General features: G+C 71.1%; 11 protein-coding genes. 7 read left to right on the plus strand and 4 right to left on the minus strand.

What is annotated here, in order from left to right; genetic code table 11:
- From C8054_RS16155 to C8054_RS16170, 4 genes are all read right to left on the minus strand, one after another.
- The coding region (locus tag C8054_RS16155) for an RICIN domain-containing protein (protein ID WP_199199789.1) at positions 1-582 on the minus strand (582 nt) is incomplete at its 3' end.
- A 93-nt stretch (positions 583-675) separates the two neighbouring features.
- Positions 676-2,166 (minus strand): RICIN domain-containing protein, encoded by a 1,491-nt coding sequence (locus tag C8054_RS16160; protein ID WP_107157624.1) that lies wholly within the window; start codon positions 2,164-2,166, stop codon positions 676-678.
- A gap of 515 nt (positions 2,167-2,681) precedes the next feature.
- A complete protein-coding gene (locus tag C8054_RS16165; protein WP_107157625.1) occupies positions 2,682-4,805 on the minus strand; it encodes a sigma-70 family RNA polymerase sigma factor in 2,124 nt (707 codons plus the stop codon).
- Positions 4,806-4,950: 145 nt separating this feature from the next.
- Positions 4,951-8,994, minus strand: coding sequence for a glycoside hydrolase N-terminal domain-containing protein (locus C8054_RS16170; protein ID WP_199199790.1), 4,044 nt, complete (start codon positions 8,992-8,994; stop codon positions 4,951-4,953).
- A gap of 221 nt (positions 8,995-9,215) precedes the next feature.
- Here C8054_RS16170 and C8054_RS16175 point away from each other — a divergent pair, with 221 nt between their 5' ends.
- The 7 genes from C8054_RS16175 (at position 9,216) to C8054_RS16205 (ending at position 16,821) form a co-directional block, all read left to right on the plus strand.
- Positions 9,216-9,926 (plus strand): FadR/GntR family transcriptional regulator, encoded by a 711-nt coding sequence (locus C8054_RS16175; protein WP_233219666.1) that lies wholly within the window; start codon positions 9,216-9,218, stop codon positions 9,924-9,926.
- Between the two features lie 238 nt (positions 9,927-10,164).
- The gene (locus tag C8054_RS16180; RefSeq protein ID WP_107157626.1) at positions 10,165-11,022 is read left to right on the plus strand and encodes a fumarylacetoacetate hydrolase family protein; all 858 of its coding nucleotides are present in this window, start codon (positions 10,165-10,167) and stop codon (positions 11,020-11,022) included.
- Entirely contained in the window at positions 11,019-12,332 is a 1,314-nt protein-coding gene (locus C8054_RS16185; RefSeq protein WP_107157627.1) for an L-fuconate dehydratase, read from the plus strand. The genes C8054_RS16180 and C8054_RS16185 overlap by 4 nt, the downstream gene beginning before the upstream one ends.
- The gene (locus C8054_RS16190; RefSeq protein WP_107157693.1) at positions 12,329-13,138 is read left to right on the plus strand and encodes an SDR family NAD(P)-dependent oxidoreductase; all 810 of its coding nucleotides are present in this window, start codon (positions 12,329-12,331) and stop codon (positions 13,136-13,138) included. Before C8054_RS16185 ends, C8054_RS16190 begins: the two co-directional genes overlap by 4 nt.
- Positions 13,135-14,184 (plus strand): sugar ABC transporter substrate-binding protein, encoded by a 1,050-nt coding sequence (locus C8054_RS16195; protein ID WP_107157628.1) that lies wholly within the window; start codon positions 13,135-13,137, stop codon positions 14,182-14,184. The genes C8054_RS16190 and C8054_RS16195 overlap by 4 nt, the downstream gene beginning before the upstream one ends.
- A 77-nt stretch (positions 14,185-14,261) precedes the next feature.
- Positions 14,262-15,779, plus strand: coding sequence for a sugar ABC transporter ATP-binding protein (locus tag C8054_RS16200; RefSeq protein ID WP_107157629.1), 1,518 nt, complete (start codon positions 14,262-14,264; stop codon positions 15,777-15,779).
- A complete protein-coding gene (locus C8054_RS16205) occupies positions 15,772-16,821 on the plus strand; it encodes an ABC transporter permease (RefSeq protein WP_107157630.1) in 1,050 nt (349 codons plus the stop codon). Before C8054_RS16200 ends, C8054_RS16205 begins: the two co-directional genes overlap by 8 nt.
- Positions 16,822-16,824 lie beyond the last annotated feature (3 nt).

Below are 16,824 nucleotides of genomic sequence, written 5' to 3' on the forward strand. Positions count from 1 at the left end.
CGGCGGGGTGGTGGGCGGGTTGGTGGGGGTGCTGCCGACGGGGTTGAATCGCCACTGCATGCGGGCGACGTCGGAGCAGGGTTCCTGGACGATGGGGTTGTTGCCGGCGGTGGAGCCGTCCTTGTTGGATACGCAGAGGTTGTTGAAGGTGCTGCGGATGAGGAACTTGTCGGCGACGCTGGAGGGGCTGAGGGTCCAGGTCTGGTTGGTGCTGGCGCCGCAGGTCCACTGCCAGAGTTGTTCGCCGGTGGTGCTGGAGAAGTTGGGCACGTCGACGCACTTGCCGCTGTTGACGTTGCTCAGGCCGTAGGCGCCGTTCTGCGACACCGCCCGGAACTGCTGCGCGGGCGCTGCGGCGTCGCAGGCGACCTGGGCGAGCCGCACCCCGTTGTCGGCGCCGGCGCCGGTCACCACCAGGCACTTGCCGCTGGAGCCGTTGGCCAGGGTGTAGGTGCCGCCGCCGACCGGGGTGGCGGCGTCGGCGGGGCCGACGAGCGCCACGATGGCGACCGGGACGGCGAGCGCCGCGGCGGCGGCCGTGGACAGGACGCCGAGCCGGCGTCCCGGAAGGGATCTCTGCATGTCTCGTTCCTCGATGTCTTCGCGGTGGGGGCGAGGGGTACGGCGTGGGGCCGGCCCGGTCGGGGGCCGCTGCCCGGCCCCACGCCGTCGTGCTCACTGGCCGATGGCGGCCTGGGGTCCGGCGTAGGTGCGGACGAGGTTCGGCACCTGGTCGGCGGCGTCGAGCTGGTAGCTGTAGAAGCTCGACGGGGTGAACGCGGAGCCGCCGGTCTCGCGTTGGCCGGTGCAGCTCACGCAGATGCTGCCGCTCTGCCGGATCTCGGCGGTGTCGTCGCGGTAGTACGGGTCCTTGACCTTGTCGTAGTAGGTGTTCTCGATGACCATCTTGGTCTTGCCGCGGGAGTAGTTGCCGTAGCCGCGGACGTTCTGCATGTAGTTGTTGTAGAGGTGCGCGTACTGCACGTTGTCGGTGCTGGGGTTGCGCACGTTGGTGTCGTGGATCCAGTTGTGGTGGATGGTGATGCGGGCGGTGACGTTGGTGGTCCAGCCGATGCCGAACGCCTTGTTGCCCTCGGCGATGACGTTCCAGGACACGGTCAGGTTGGTGGTGTCCTTGCGGCTGTCGATGAGACCGTCGTTCATCCGCACGATCTGGTTGTGGTCGATCCAGATCCGGTTGGCGGTGTCCATCTGGATGCCGTCGTAGTCGAAGTCCTTGTCGTCCGGGTCGTCGGAGGTCATCCGGGTGTCGCGGATGGTGAGGTTGCGGATGATGACGTTGCTGGTGCCGGTGCCGAGGTTGAAACCGCCGTTGACGATCTGACCGTTCTTCCCGACGCCGACGATGGTCTTGTTGGACTTGACCGGGATCTCCTTGCCGTACGGGCTGATGGTGATCGCGGTGCCGACGCGGATGATGTAGGGCGTGCTGGCGGAGGCGTAGCGCTCCAGGTCGGCCTGGTTGGTCACGGTGACCGTGGTGCCGCCGGCCCCACCGGTGGTGCCGGCCGCCCCGGCGAACCCGTCCGGCGCGTTCGCGTACGGCCCACCCGACGGCGGCGGGGTGGTGGGCGGGTTGGTGGGGGTGCTGCCGACGGGGTTGAATCGCCACTGCATGCGGGCGACGTCGGAGCAGGGTTCCTGGACGATGGGGTTGTTGCCGGCGGTGGAGCCGTCCTTGTTGGATACGCAGAGGTTGTTGAAGGTGCTGCGGATGAGGAACTTGTCGGCGACGCTGGAGGGGCTGAGGGTCCAGGTCTGGTTGGTGCTGGCGCCGCAGGTCCACTGCCAGAGTTGTTCGCCGGTGGTGCTGGAGAAGTTGGGCACGTCGACGCACTTGCCGCTGTTGACGTTGGTGAGGCCGTAGGCGCCGTTCTGCGACACCGCCCGGAACTGCTGCGACGGGGTGGTGCTCCCGCACTGCACCTGGATCAGGCGGACGCCGTTGTCGGTGCCGGCGCCGGTCACGTCGACGCACTTTCCGCTGGAACCGTTGGCCAGGGTGTAGGTGCCGCCGTTGGTCGGCGTCACGGCCGCGCCGGCCGGCCCCACCAGGGCGACGATCGCCGCGGGAACCGCCAGCGCCGCGGTGAGGGCCGACGAGGCGATGACGAGACGCCGCCCGGAGAATCTTCTTCTGGACATTCTCTTCCTCTTCAATGGACGTGAAACGAGATGACGCCGTTTGCCGGACGGCATGGGTGCCGCCCTGCAAGACCCGGTCCGAATGTTGTTCCCGCGAGTGCGAACAACGACGTGCGTGGCGCAAAGACATTGACTCTGAGCGATGTCATACGCTGCCCTTGCGAATGACGGTCAGGGTGCTGTCCTGCCCTGATCCCATCCTTGCGGGATGGGCGACGCTGCCGGCTCCGGCGCGTGCCCGAACAGCTAAGCACATGTCGACAACCGGCACCATATGTCAGTTCGGTTAACCCACTGATTCGTGCATGTAGCCGGCTCCGACATTGGACAGCGCCTGCTTGGGAGGTGTCTTGAGCTGCCTGAACGCCGCTATTCGAAAAAGTTCGTCGGTTTGTGTTATCCGGCTCGTCTCGAATGCGTCGCAGGCTTTCCGAGGCACAGCGCGACTACCCGAGGTAGTCGTAATCGCGCCGCACCACACGTCGGCCCACTTCCGAGAGCGGTAGCCTCCGGAGTCAGCCGGCCAGATCGGCGCCGACACCTTCCGCGGTGCCCAGGTACGCGGTTCGGGGCAGGGTGCCGTCGGCGGCCCGGCGTCCTTCCGCCACCGCCGGATCGACCGAGCGCAAGGACGAATCGCGCCACTCGCCGCGATCCCAGGAATTGCCGTCGGCGGAGACGCCCGGGCCGAGCACGACGGGTCGCCCCCCGTTGCCCACCGAGAGATTGGCCCGCGCCGTGCCCCGTCCGCCGCCGAGGTCGAACCCGTCGCCACCGTTGCGGTAGGCGGTGTTGTCGGCCAGTGACATCTCGCCGGTGTTGCCCTCGGCGCCGAACCCGTCGCCGCGGTTGTCCCAGGCGGCGTTGTTCCGCACCCGGTGCGCGGCCGACGGCGTGGTCTCACCGCCCCCGAGGGAGAAACCGAAACCGTTGCTGTCCCAGCCGGAGACGTTCCACCGGTTCTGGCCGTTGCCGTAGGACCAGTTGTCCTCGATGGTGACCGGGCTCCGGAAGGCGCCGAAGTCGAAGCCGTCGTCGGCGTTGTGGAAGGCGCGGTTGCCCCGGACCACGTTGCCGCCGCCGTCGCCGAACTTGACGCCCAACCCGATGCCGGCGCCACCGCGGGCAGCCGGGTCGTAGTTGCGGTAGAAGTCGCTGTCGAGCACCTGGTTGCCGGTCGTACCCGGATCCCGCAGCGTCAGGCCCGAGCGGTGGTTGTCGTGCACGGACAACCGCCGGAACGTGGTGAACCGGCAGGAGCTGCACGTCCACGCGTGGCTGCGGGACCCGCGCACCTCCAGGTCCTGGACGGTCCAGAAGGCGGTGCGCTGGGTCACCGCGTACTTGTCCGGCGCGACCCCGGCCGCGTCCAGCACCGCGCGCTCACCGCGGTAGCCGCTCAGCACGATCCGCCGGGCACGGGTGCCGTCGGTGTCGATCTCCACCGGCCGGGTGAGCCGGTGCACGCCGCCGCGCAGGGCGATGGTCTGCCCGGCCCGGACCACCTCGACCGCCCGGTTCAGCGTCGCGAACGGCCGCTGCAGGCTGCCGTCGGCGTCGTCGTCGCCGTCCGGCGCGACGAAGATGTCCGCGACGGTCACGCCGGTCACCGACGCGGGTCGGGGCGCGGCCGAGCTGCCCGTCGGGGTCGGGGACGGCCCGCCCGGTGTCCGGGACGCCGGTGCGGCGGAGGGCGGGGCGACCGGAGCGGCCACGGCGGGGACCGGGCCGGGGTCGGGCGTCACGTACACCGCGTACCAGATCGCCCCCAGCGCCAGCGCCGTCACCGCGGCTGCGGCGGCGGCCAGCTTGTGGGAGGTGAGCTTGTACGTCAGCCCGTGCGCCGGCGTCGCGGGCGTCACCGGTCCGGCCTCGGCCGCGGCCCGGACCGCCGCGACGAGGGCTGCCGGCACCGGTGCCACGACCAGGCCGTGGAGCAGCCGCTCCGGCGGGACCAGCCCGGCGCGGTGGCTGCCGCACCGGACGCAGCCCCGGACGTGCCGGCCGAACCTCTTGCGCCACACCGGCGAGCGCTCGCCGGGCCAGGTCCGCGCCAGCGTCCCCAGCTCCGGGCAGGTCGCGCGCCGGCGCAGCGCGGCCTCGATCGTCCGGCTGGTCGCCAACTGGTCGCGCATGCGTTGCAGCCGCACCGCCAGGTGCGGCTCGCCGATCCCGAGCGCCTCGGCCAGATCCGCGCGGCTCAGGTCGCCGAGCGCCTCCTGCCACCAGAGCGCGAGCAGGTGCTGGTCGTCGGGCGTCAGCCAGCGGGTCGCCTCGACCAGCTCCCGGCGCTGCCCACTGAGCGCGACCGCGACCACGGTACGGTCGGCCACGTCACCACCGGTGTGCGGAAGCGCGTCCGGCTCGGCGAGCGGCTCGACCGGCGGCTGCCGCCGCAGGTGGTCGCTGACCTGTCGGTAGGCGATGGTGGCCAGCCAGGAGCGGAATCGGTCCGGATCACGCAGCTCCGGCAGTCCACGGATCATGCGGATCATGCATTCCTGCGCGACGTCGTCCACCTCGGCGTGGTCCCCCAGGGCGCTGCGGACCAGGTGGTAGACCGACGGCAGCGCCCTCGTCGTCAGCTCGGCGAGTGCCGTCCGGTCACCGGCCTGGGCCGCTTCGACCAGCCTCTTCACGCTTCGGTAACCCTCTCTCGTCCACCGCCGGCGGCCGGTGGCGTCGCGGTCGTACCGCGCCGTCGAGCGTAGAGGCCACCGCGCCCGCCAGCGCCGGCACGGGGTGGGTGCCCTCGGCACCCACCCCGCGTGCACGGCGTCGGCGTCAGCCGAACGCCCGGGACTGCCAGTCCGCGACCTCGCCCGGCGTCAGGGCCCGGGCGAAGACCGCGACGCGGTCCACCGCCCCGGTCAGCCGCTGGCCGCCGCCCTGGTCGGCGGCGAACCGGAGCTGCCGTACCGCGCAGCCGTTGATGCCGTCCGCCGAGACCTGGGCGGTGCCGGCGACGGCGCCGTCGACGTAGACGGTCAGCGTGCCGTCGTCGGCCAGCACCACGACCAGGCTGACGTAGCGGTTCATCGGCACCGTCGCGTTCGTGGTCACGTTGGTGTCGGCGCCGATGAAGCGCACCCGGTTGCTGGAGTCGAGGTCGATCAGCACCCCGTCGGTGCCGGGGTTGCCGGACGGCTGGAAGTCGAACAGCCGTCGCTGCCCGCTGCTGGTGGTCACCTTCACCTCGGCGGCGAAGGTGGCTTCGGTGAGGCGGCCCAGCGACAACGGTTCCGTCCGCAGGAACGTGGTGCCGTCGAGCACCAGACCGCTACCGGTGGGTGCCCCGCTGTCGTAGCCGGCGGTGCCCTCGACCGTCACGTTCCGCTGGTAGGGGGACCGGTCCCGGACGGTGGCGCCGGACGTGGGATCCCAGGCGGCGACCGGCGACTCCGGCTCCGGCGTCCGGCAGGCGCCGGCACCGAAGGTCAGGTTCTGCCAGGCGGCGACGTCGTCGGCGATGAGGGCCTCGGGCAGGATCGCCACCCGGTCCACGGCGCCGACCAGTCGCTGGCCGCCCTCCTGGTCGGCGCCGAAGCGCAGCTCCCGGGTGACGCAGCCGTTGATCCCGTTCGGTGGCACCTGCGCGGTGCCGGCGGCGTTGCCGTCGACGTACACGGTGACGGTGCCGTTGCGGTCCATCACCACGGCCAGGCTGACGTAGCGGCCGGTCGGCAGCGTCGCGCCGGTGGTCACGCTCCGGCCGGCACCGATGAACCGCACCTCGTTGGTCGGGGTGAGATCGATCAGTACCCCGTCCGCGCCGGCGTCACCGGCCGGCTGGAAGTCGAACAGCCGGCGGTAACCGCCCGAGGTGGTGATTTTCACCTCGGCGGCGAAGGTGGCCTCCCGCAGGAAGCCCAGCGACGTGGGGGCGGTACGCAGGTAGGTGTCGCCGTCCAGGGTGAGCCCGTCCCACGTCGGTGCGCTCTTGTCGTAGCCGGCGGTGCCGACGACCGTGGCGTCCCGGCCGTTCGGGGAGGAGTCCTCGACGGTGGAGCCGGTTCGGGGATCCCAGGCGAGGAGGGGCACCTCGGGCGGGGGCACCGCGCACGCGGCGGCGATCTCGACGGTCACCCGACCGAACGACTCCACCCGCCAACCGTCGCCGCTCAGCACGGCCCGTACCGGTTGCCGCTTCTCCGGTCCGAGGGTCGGGGTCACCTGGAAGGTGTAGGTGCGGGACCGGCCGGCGAGGACCGGCAGCACCCGGACGGTGCCCGGCCGGGAGGTCCAGCCGTCCGGCAGCCGCAACGTCAGCTCGCCCGCCGGCACGGTCCGGGCGGTGGCCGACACGGTCACCGTGAGCGGGAACGGCTTGCCCGGCTCGACGGTGGCCGGCGTCCGCATCGTCACCCGTGCGATCGATTCGGCCGCGTACCGGTGGCCGGCGACCGCGGTGAACCGGATCTCCGACCCGTCCCGCGTGACGTCGACCTTGCGGCGGGTGGTGAGGTCGGTGACCTGGAAGCGGCCGTCGAACATGGTGCTGCGTACCCGCAGCGGGCCGCTGTGGCCGACGGTCAGTCCGATGCGGGTCGCGGTGCGGCCGCGCCACTCGGTGTCCACCGTGACGTCGCCGCGGGCCCGCAGACCGCGGACCGACCCGTCGGCCCAGTCGTCCGGAAGCGCGGGCAGCACGTCGACGACGCCGGTGTGGCTCTGGAGCAGCATCTCCGCCACTCCGGAGGTGGCGCCGAAGTTGCCGTCGATCTGGAACGGCGGGTGGTTGTCCCACAGGTTGTCGAGCGTGCTCGACTTGAGCAGCTCGGAGAGCATCTTGTGGGAGTGGTTGCCGTCCAGCAGCCGGGCCCAGAAATTGATCTTCCAGGCCTTGCTCCAGCCGGTGCCGCCGTCACCCCGCGCGCTCAGCGACACCTTCGCCGCCTTCGCGAGGTCGGGCGTGGTCAGCGGAGAGATCTGCCGACCCGGGAAGAGCCCGAACAGGTGCGAGACGTGCCGGTGTGTGTCGCCCTTGTCGTCCCAGTCCTCCTTCCACTCCTGCAGTTGCCCCCACTTGCCGACCCGGGTGCCCGGGTCGAGCTTCGTCAGCGTCTCGGCGATCCGGTCGCGGAACGCGGCGTCCGGCTCGCGCACCGTCGCGGCGGCCTCCGACACGTTGGTCAGCAGGTCCCACACGATCTGCTGGGACATCGACGCGCCGGCCGAGAAGTCGCCGTGCTCCGGCGAGAAGCTGGGGCTCACCACCAGCTTGCCGTCACGCGGGTCGACGACCAACTCGTCGAGCCAGAACTGCGCCAGCTCCTTCATCAGCGGGTACGCCCGCTCGCGCAGGAACATCTCGTCCCGGGTGAACCGGTAGTGCTCGTAGTAGTGCTGCGCCAGCCACGCCCCGGCCTCCGGCATCCAGAACGAGGAGGGGTAGTTGTGCACGCCGGTGAAGCCGAACGGGTTCGTCTCGTTGTGCACCACCCAGCCGCGGTTGTCGTAGATCTTCTTCGCGCTGACCCGACCGGGCTCCACCATCGCGTCGACGTAGTCGAAGAACGGCAGGGCCGTCTCGGCGAGGTTCGTCGTCTCGGCGGGCCAGTAGTTCATCTGGAAGTTGATGTTGGTGTGGTAGTCCGATGACCAGGGCGGGCTGGTCGAGTTGTTCCAGACGCCCTGGAGGTTCGCCGGCAGCGAGCCGGCCCGCGAGGACGCCACCAGCAGGTAGCGGCCGTACTGGAAGAAGAGCACCTCCAGGGCCTTGCGGGCCGCCGCGTCCGCCCGCCCCCGGCGGTAGCTCAGCAGGAGCTGGTCGGTCGGGACCGCCGGCATCTTCTGGCCGATGTCGAGGCTGAGCCGCTGGAACAGCCGCTGGTAGTCGCGGACGTGGGTGGCGCGTAACGCCCGGTACGGCTTGGCCGCCGCCGCGTCGACCCGCGCGGTCACCGCCGGGTGCGGGTCGACCCCCCGGTACGTCGGGTAGTCGTCGGCATAGTCGGTGCCGGCGGCGAGGATCAGGGTGACCGCGTCCGCGTCGGTGACGGTGACGGTGCCGTCGCCGTTGTCGACCCGGGTGCCGCCGGAGTTGATCACCTGCAACTGCGACTCGAAGCGCAGTCCGTTGTCGTTGAGGCGTCCGCTGAGCGTGATTCGCCCGTCGGCGGCCGAAAGGTTCCGGGACCGGTTGGACGCCGTGGCGACGGACGCGGTGAACCCGACGCTGCCCGGCTTGCTGGCGGTGATTCGGGCGACCAGGACGTTGTCGGGGGCGGAGGCGAAGTACTCGCGGGTGTGGCGGACCCCGGCGGCGGTGTAGGCGACGCCAGCCGTGGCGTCGGAGATGTCGAGCTGCCGGCGATAGTCGGTGTAGTCGGCCGGCGCGTCCGGGAAGGACAGGCGCACGTCGCCGAAGGTCTGGTAGGCGCCGAACCCGCTCTTCGGCTGCCCCAGCCTGCCGGCCACCCAGGACGGGTCGACCCGCTTGTCGGCGTTGATCCGCTGCTGGACCTCGTCCATCGCGCCCGGACGCGGCGTGGTCCAGTCGCCGAAGTTGTAGCCGGGCGAGCCGGGACCGCCGGTCCACAGCGACTTCTCGTTGAACTGGAGCTGCTCGGCGCCGACCCCGCCGAACACGGAGGCCCCGAGCGGGCCGTTGCCGATGGGCAGCGACTGCGACTCCCAGTCGGTGGCGGGCTTGTCGTACCAGAGGGTCATGCCGTTCGACGGCGGCGATGGCGATGGCGCGGACGGCTGACCGGCCGCCGCGACCGCCGGACCGGCGAGCGGACCGGGCAGCCCGAACGCGGTGACGGCGGTGACGGCGAGCAGCGCGGTGCCGCGGGGTGGAGCTTTTCTGGTCCAGAAAGGCATGGCAACCCCTTGGTCGTCCATACATCGGATGTGTTTCGCGGACGTTACCGGTGGCCCCGTTCGCGAGCAAGAGTTCGCGGTCAATACATCCAACGTTTGGGTGCCTTGGCGCGCGCCCCCTTTCGTCGGAGGCCCCGACCGGCACCAGGCCGTTCGGACCTCTGTGGCGGACGACCGGATCCGGCTCGGCGACCTCCGGCGGGTACGCTGAGAGACATCGGATGTTCAGCGAGGAGGCAGGGGTGCCGGTCACCGACGAGGCGATCGACAAGATCAAGGCGATGATCGTCGAGGGGGAGCTGGCGCCAGGATCCCGCCTGCCCCGGGAGACCGACCTGGCCGAGCGGCTGGGGCTGTCCCGCAACTCGTTGCGGGAGGCGGTCAAGGCGTTGTCGCTGATCCGGGTCCTGGACGTGCGGCAGGGGGACGGCACCTACGTCACCAGTCTGGAGCCCGCCCTGCTGTTGGACGCGATCGGCTTCGTCGTGGACTTCCACCAGGACGACACGGTGCTCCAGTTCCTCGAGGTGCGCCGCGCCCTCGAACCCGCCGCGACCGAGCTGGCCGCGACGCGGATGTCGGACGCGGAGATCGCTGGGCTGCGGGCGATCCTGGCCGAGCTGGGGGAGTCGCCGAGCGTGGAGGCGCTGGTCGCCAACGACCTGCGGTTCCACAACCACATCGCGGCCGGCTCGGGCAACAAGGTGCTGTGTTCGTTGATCGACAGCCTGTCCGGCCCGACGACCCGGGCCCGGATCTGGCGCGGCCTTACCCAGGAGGGCGCCGTGCGCCGCACCCGGGAGCAGCACGAGGCGATCTGCGAGGCGATCGAGGCGCGTCAGCCGGAGGTGGCGCGGGCCTGGGCGACGGTGCACATCGCCGGCGTCGAGCTGTGGCTCCGCAACGCCCTCGGCGAACCCGACCACCCGTAACCCCCTGCCCCCGCCCACCCTCCCGCGCGCGGTTGATCATGAAGTTGGCGGCGACAAATCGGACGGCCGACGCGGTCAACGTCATGGTCGACGGGTGAGGGTGGGTCTATTTTGGCACCCTGCGGACGTGAGGTCATCGGATCTTTACCCGGGTAATGCTCGGCTGACTCTTGCAACACACCGGTAACTCCACTATACAAACCAGGCAACAGATCCGATGTTTGCCGGAGGGTGTGGAGTGAAGCTGCTTCGAGTGGGGGCGGTCGGCCAGGAACGTCCGGCGGCATTGGACGCACGGGGTCGACTCGTGGACCTCTCCGGTGTGGTGGCCGAGATCGACGGGGCCTTCCTCGCCGAAGGGGGCATCGAGGCGGCGCACGCCGCGGTCCTGGGCGGTGCGCTACCCGTGATCGCGGACCCCGTGCTGCGGATCGGCGCACCGATCGCGCGTCCCGGCAAGATCGTGTGCGTCGGGCTGAACTACTCCGACCACGCGGCGGAGATCGAGGCGGAGCTGCCGGCCGAGCCGATCCTGTTCCTGAAGGCGCCGAACACGGTGGTCGGACCGAACGACCGGGTGCTGATCCCCCGGGCGAGCGTGAAGACCGACTGGGAGGTCGAACTCGCGGTCGTCATCGGCCGCACCGCCCGCTACCTGGACAGCGAGGCCGAGGCGCTGGCCTGCGTCGCCGGCTACGCCGTCTCGAACGACCTCTCCGAGCGGGAGTTCCAGCTCGAACGGGGTGGCCAGTGGGACAAGGGCAAGTCGTGCGAGACGTTCAACCCGCTCGGGCCGTGGCTGGTCACCGCCGACGAGATTCCCGATCCGCAGGATCTCGGCCTGCGGCTGAGCGTCAACGGGCACCGCCGCCAAAACGGCCACACCAAGAACATGATCTTCGGGGTGGCCGAGGTCATCCGCTACGTCAGCCGGTTCATGGTGCTCGAACCGGGCGACGTCATCAACACGGGCACCCCGGCCGGCGTGGCGCTGGGCCTGCCCGAGCCCAAGCCCTACCTGCGTGCCGGCGACGTCGTCGAGGTCGAGATCGACGGCCTCGGCACCCAGCGCCAGACCGTGGCGGCGGCCGGATGACCGCCCGCATCACCAGCCTGCGAACCTACGACGTCCGGTTCCCCACCTCCCGCGAGCTCGACGGCTCGGACGCGATGAACCCGGACCCCGACTACTCGGCCGCGTACGTGATCGTGCGGACCGACCACGCGGACGGGCACGAGGGCCACGGCTTCGCCTTCACCATCGGCCGGGGCAACGACATCCAGACCACCGCGATCGCCGCGCTGGAGCCGTACGTGGTCGGGCGCCCGCTGGACGCCACGCTGGACGACCTCGGCGGGATCTGGCGGGAGATGGTGCACGACTCGCAGCTGCGCTGGCTCGGCCCGGAGAAGGGCGTCATGCACATGGCCATCTCCGCCGTGGTCAACGCGCTGTGGGACCTGCGGGCCAAGCGTGCGGGCAAGCCGGTGTGGAAGCTGCTCGCCGACCTCACCCCGGAGCAGGTCGTCGACCTGGTCGACTTCCGGTACCTCACCGACGCGCTCACCCCCGGCGAGGCGCTGGAGATCCTCCGCCGCGCGGCGCCCGGGAAGGCCCGGCGGGAGGCCGCCCTGCTGGAGCACGGCTATCCCGGCTACACCACCACACCCGGCTGGCTCGGATACGACGACGCGAAGCTGGCCCGGCTCTGCAAGGAGGCCGTCGCCGAGGGCTTCACCCAGATCAAGCTCAAGGTGGGCGCCGACCTCGGCGACGACGTACGCCGGATGGCGATCGCCCGCGAAGCGGTCGGCCCGGGCGTCCGCATCGCGGTCGACGCCAACCAGCGGTGGGACGTCGGCGAGGCGATCGCCTGGGTACGTGAGCTGGCCCGGTTCGACCCGTGGTGGGTGGAGGAGCCGACCAGCCCGGACGACGTGCTCGGGCACGCCACCATCGCCCGGGCGATTTCCCCCGTGCGGGTCGCCACCGGCGAACACGTGCAGAACCGGGTGGTCTTCAAGCAGTTGTTGCAGACCGGCGCGATCTCCTACCTGCAACTGGACGCGGCCCGGGTGGCCGGGGTCAACGAGAACGTGGCGATTCTGCTGCTCGCAGCGAAGTTCGGAGTGCCGGTGTGCCCGCACGCCGGCGGCGTCGGCCTGTGCGAGTTGGTTCAGCACCTGTCCATGTTCGACTTCGTGGCGGTCTCCGGCGCGATGGAGAACCGGGTCATCGAGTTCGTCGACCACCTGCACGAGCACTTCATCCACCCGGTGACCATGCGCAACGGCAACTACGTCGCTCCCCGGTCGGCCGGGTTCAGCGCGATGCTGCACGCCCGGACGCTCACCGACTACGCCTATCCGGACGGTCCCGTGTGGACCGGGAGGGGACCGTCATGAACGCGGAGTTCGCCGGCCTGAGGGCGGTGGTGACCGGAGGCGGCTCCGGTATCGGCCTGGCCACCGCCCGGCTGCTCGCCGAACGGGGCGCCGCTGTGGCCTGCCTCGACCTGGACCCCACCGCCGTACCGGCGCCGCTGCACGGCCTCCGGTGCGATGTTACCGAGGACGCCTCCGTGATCGAGTCGGTCGCCGCCGCGGCCCGGCACCTCGACGGCATCGACATCCTGGTCAACAACGCTGGCGTCGGCGCGACGGGCACCATCGGGGCCAATCCGGACGACGAGTGGCACCGGGTCTTCGACGTCAACGTGGTCGGCATCATTCGGGTCACCCGGGCGGCCCTGCCGCACCTGCGGGCGTCCGCCCACGCCGCCGTGGTCAACATCGGCTCGATCGCGGCCAGCACCGGTCTGCCCGACCGGGCGCTGTACAGCGCGACGAAGGGCGCCGTGCAGGCGCTGACCCTGGCCATGGCCGCCGACCACGTGGCGGAGGAGATCCGGGTCAACTGCGTGAACCCCGGCACCGCCGACACCCCCTGGGTACGCCGGCTGCTCGACGCGACCGCCGACCCGGCCGCGGAACTCGCCGCCCTGCGGGCCCGCCAGCCCACCGGGCGGCTGGTCACCGCCGACGAGGTGGCCGCCGCAGTCGCCTACCTGGCCAGCCCGCTGGCCGCCGCCACCACCGGGACCGTACTCGCCGTCGACGGCGGCGCGCACGGCCTCCGCCTCCGCCCGGCCGCCCCGGCGGTCCCGGGCCGCGAAAATCCTTCCCTGCCAGTGAATCGAGGAAACCCATGACGATAGGAACGACCGCGCGGGGGATGCTCGGCGTCGCCATGGCCGCGGCGCTGCTCGCCTCCACCGCGGCGTGCAGCAAGGACTCCGCAGACGCCCCCGCCACCGGCGGCGGGGGCACCGGTGCGGTCGGTGTCGACCTCCCGCGCGCCGACTCGGACTTCTGGAACGCCTACGCGGGCTACGTCACCCCGAAGGCCGCCGAGGTCGGCGTCCAGGTCGCCGGGCCGACCAACTCCCAGAACGACGTCCAGAAGCTGATCAGCAACGTCGACAGCCTGGTCACCCAGGGAGCCAAGGCGATCCTGATGGCCCCGCAGGACACCGGCGCCATCGGGCCGAAGCTCGACGAGCTGGCGCAGAAGAAGATTCCTGTGGTCAGCGTCGACACCCGGCCGGACAGCGGCAACGTCTACATGGTCGTCCGCGCCGACAACCGGGCGTACGGCACGAGGGCGTGCGAGTTCCTCGGCGAGAAGCTCGGCGGCAAGGGCAAGGTCGTCGAGTTCCAGGGCGCCCTTTCCTCGATCAACGGCCGGGACCGCTCCGAGGCGTTCAAGGAGTGCATGACGCAGAAGTTCCCCGGCATCACGGTGTTCGAGGAGCCGACCGAGTGGGAGGGCAGCAAGGCGCAGGCCGCGCTGGAGACCCGGCTGTCCACCGACCCGGACATCAAGGGCGTCTACATGCAGGCCGGCGGCGTCTTCCTCGACCCGACCCTCCAGGTGCTCAAGCAGCGTAACCGGCTCGTGCCGCCGACCGACCCGAAGCACATCTTCATCGTCTCCAACGACGGCATCCCGCAGGAACTCGACGCGATCCGCAAGGGCGAGATCGACGCGACGGTGTCCCAGCCGGCCGACGCGTACGCGCAGTACGGCCTGTACTGGGCCAAGCAGGCGATGGCCGGGGTCACGCCGAAGGAGGGCCCGACCGACCACGGCAGCACCGTCGTCAAGCTGCCCAACGGTTACGAGGACCAGCTCCCGGCGCCGCTGGTCACGAAGGAGAACGTCGACGACCCCGCCCTCTGGGGCAACAAGAAGTAGCGCGGTACGTGGAAACGCCGCCGGTCACCGGGCCGGCCGGCGTTCCACGGCCCACCGCCCGGATCGGAGGGACACTGATGGCGGAGGACGGATCCACGCCGCTCGTCGAGGCGGTCGGCATCGCCAAACGGTTCGGCCCCACGGTGGCGCTCGCCGACGGGAACCTGACCGTGCTGCCCGGCGAGACGCACGCGCTCGTCGGGCGCAACGGGGCCGGGAAGTCCACCCTGGTGGGCGTCCTGACCGGACTGCTCAGAGCGGACGCCGGCGAGGTCCGGTTCGGTGGGCGTCCCGCGCCACCGCTGGGCGACCGCGTCGCCTGGCGCCGGCACGTGGCCTGCGTCTACCAGAAGCCGTCGGTGGTCGGTGACCTGTCGGTCGCGGAGAATCTCTTCCTCGACCGGCAGCCGCGCGGCCGGTGGGGGCTGCTCTCCCCGCCACGGCTGCGCCGGGCGGCCACGGAACTGCTGGACTCGTGGTCCGTGCCGGTCGATCCGGACGTGCCCGCGAAGGAGTTGACCGTCGAGCAGCGCCAACTGGTGGAGATCGCCGGCGCGTTGTCGCACGGCGCACGGTTCGTGATCCTGGACGAGCCGACCGCGCAGTTGGAGGCACGGGCGATCGCCCGGTTGTTCGACCGCCTCGCCGACCTGAAGAAGCAGGGCGTGACGTTTCTGTTCATCTCTCACCACCTGCCGGAGATCTACCAGATCTGCCAGCGGGTGACCGTGTTCCGCGACGCCCGGCACATTGTGACCGCGCCGGTCGCCGAGATGGACCACGCCCGGCTCGTCGAGGCGATGATCGGCGAGGCGCGCGGCCTGGTGCAGGTCGGCCACGACCGGCCGTCGGTGCCGCCCGACACCGCACCGGTCCTCACGCTGGAGGCGGTCGGGGTGCCCGCCGTCGCCGAGCCGGTGGACCTGACCGTGCGGCGGGGCGAGATCGTGGGCGTGGCGGGCTCCGTCGCCAGCGGCAAGCGGGAGCTGGCCGAGGCAGTGGTGGGGCTGCGCCCCCGTACCGGGCGGATCCTGGTCGGTGGCCGGCCGGTGCGGGCCGCGAGCGTCCCGGCGGCCCTGCGCGGGGGGATCGGCTACCTGCCGGCGGACCGCAACAGCGACGGTTTCGTCCCCGGGCTGTCGGTGGCGGAGAACGCCACCATGACCGTCGCGGACCGGCTCGGCCCGTTCGGCGTCGTCCTGCCGGGGCGCCGCGACGCCCGGGGCCGGCGGGCGATCGCCGACCTGGACGTGCACACCGCCGGTCCGCGGCAGCCCGTCGGTGAGCTGTCCGGCGGCAACGCGCAGAAGGTCGTGATGGCCCGGGCGCTGGCCCGGGACCCGCAGGTGTTGGTGCTGGTGCAGCCGACCGTCGGGGTGGACGTGCGGTCGAAGGAGTCCCTGCTCGGCGTGGTGGACGAGGAGACCCGGCGGGGTCGTGGCGCCCTGCTGGTCTCCGACGAGATCGATGATCTGCGGGTGTGCGACCGGGTCCTGGTGATGGTCGCCGGCCGGATCGTCGCCGAACACACCCGTGGCTGGGACGAGGCCGTGCTCGTGGCCGAGATCGAAGGAATCGGTGAGAAGGATGTCTGAGACTCTCGCGGTGGGCGCCCCGGAGGCGCCGCCGCAGCCCCCGAAGCGCAGCCCCCGCGCGGTGACCCGCCTGCGCCTGGCGCGGCTGCGCGACCTCGCGCTGATCCCCCCGATCATCGCGCTGCTGATCTACGGCTACACCCTCAAGCCGGACATCTTCCTCACCAAGTCCTACCTCGTCGACACCGTGCTCAAGTACCAGACGGAGTTGGCGCTGCTCGTGCTGGCCGAGGCGCTGGTGTTGATCGTCGGCAAGTTCGACCTGTCCCTGGAATCGATCGTCGGCATCGCCCCGGCGGTGGCCGTCTTCCTGGTCGTCGGCCAGACGACCGCCCTGGGCGCCCCGTGGCCGACCTGGACGGTGCTGCCGGTGACACTGCTGTTCGGCGCGCTGATCGGGGTGTTCAACGGACTGCTGGTCGTCCGCTTCAAGCTGTCGGCGTTCATCGTCACGCTGGCGATGCTGATCGCCCTGCGCGGCCTACAACTGGCGATCGTCGGTGGCGCCACCATCTCCAACCTGGCCAACCGGGTGCCGACCATCGACAACCTCGGCAGCCTGCGGATCCTCACCGTCCCGCTGTCGATCTGGATCGTCGTCGTCGCGTTCGCGGTCGGCGTGGTGGTGCTCGGCTACACCCGGTTCGGGCGCTCGCTCTACGCGGTCGGCGGGAACGCGGACGCCGCGCGCGCCGCCGGCATCCGGGTGGAGCGGGTCGTCTGGACCGCGTTCATCGTCGCCGGCGCGCTGGCCGCGCTGGCCGGCCTGATGCTTTCCGCCCGGCTCGGCTCGGTCGCCGCCAACCAGGGCAATGGAATGATCTTCACGGTCTTCGCCGCCGCGGTGATCGGCGGCATCAGCCTCGACGGCGGCAAAGGCTCCCTGGTCGGTGCGCTCTGCGGCGTCGTCCTGCTCGGCCTGATCCAGAACGTGCTCACCCTGGCCCAGGTGAAGCCCGACCAGATCCAGGCGGTCAACGGCCTGGTCATCCTGGTCGCGCTCGTCCTGGCCCGGTTGACCAGCGGCAAGGCACAGGACTGACGG

Source organism: Micromonospora sp. RP3T (assembly GCF_003027925.1).
Lineage (GTDB): Bacteria > Actinomycetota > Actinomycetes > Mycobacteriales > Micromonosporaceae > Micromonospora.

Coding starts and splice junctions, on each gene's coding strand:
- C8054_RS16160 (WP_107157624.1), bottom strand. CDS start 2,166: ATGTCCAGAAGAAGATTCTCCGGGCGGCGTCTCGTCATCGCCTCGTCG.
- C8054_RS16170 (WP_199199790.1), bottom strand. CDS start 8,994: ATGCCTTTCTGGACCAGAAAAGCTCCACCCCGCGGCACCGCGCTGCTC.
- C8054_RS16175 (WP_233219666.1), top strand. CDS start 9,216: ATGTTCAGCGAGGAGGCAGGGGTGCCGGTCACCGACGAGGCGATCGAC.
- C8054_RS16185 (WP_107157627.1), top strand. CDS start 11,019: ATGACCGCCCGCATCACCAGCCTGCGAACCTACGACGTCCGGTTCCCC.
- C8054_RS16190 (WP_107157693.1), top strand. CDS start 12,329: ATGAACGCGGAGTTCGCCGGCCTGAGGGCGGTGGTGACCGGAGGCGGC.
- C8054_RS16195 (WP_107157628.1), top strand. CDS start 13,135: ATGACGATAGGAACGACCGCGCGGGGGATGCTCGGCGTCGCCATGGCC.
- C8054_RS16200 (WP_107157629.1), top strand. CDS start 14,262: ATGGCGGAGGACGGATCCACGCCGCTCGTCGAGGCGGTCGGCATCGCC.
- C8054_RS16205 (WP_107157630.1), top strand. CDS start 15,772: ATGTCTGAGACTCTCGCGGTGGGCGCCCCGGAGGCGCCGCCGCAGCCC.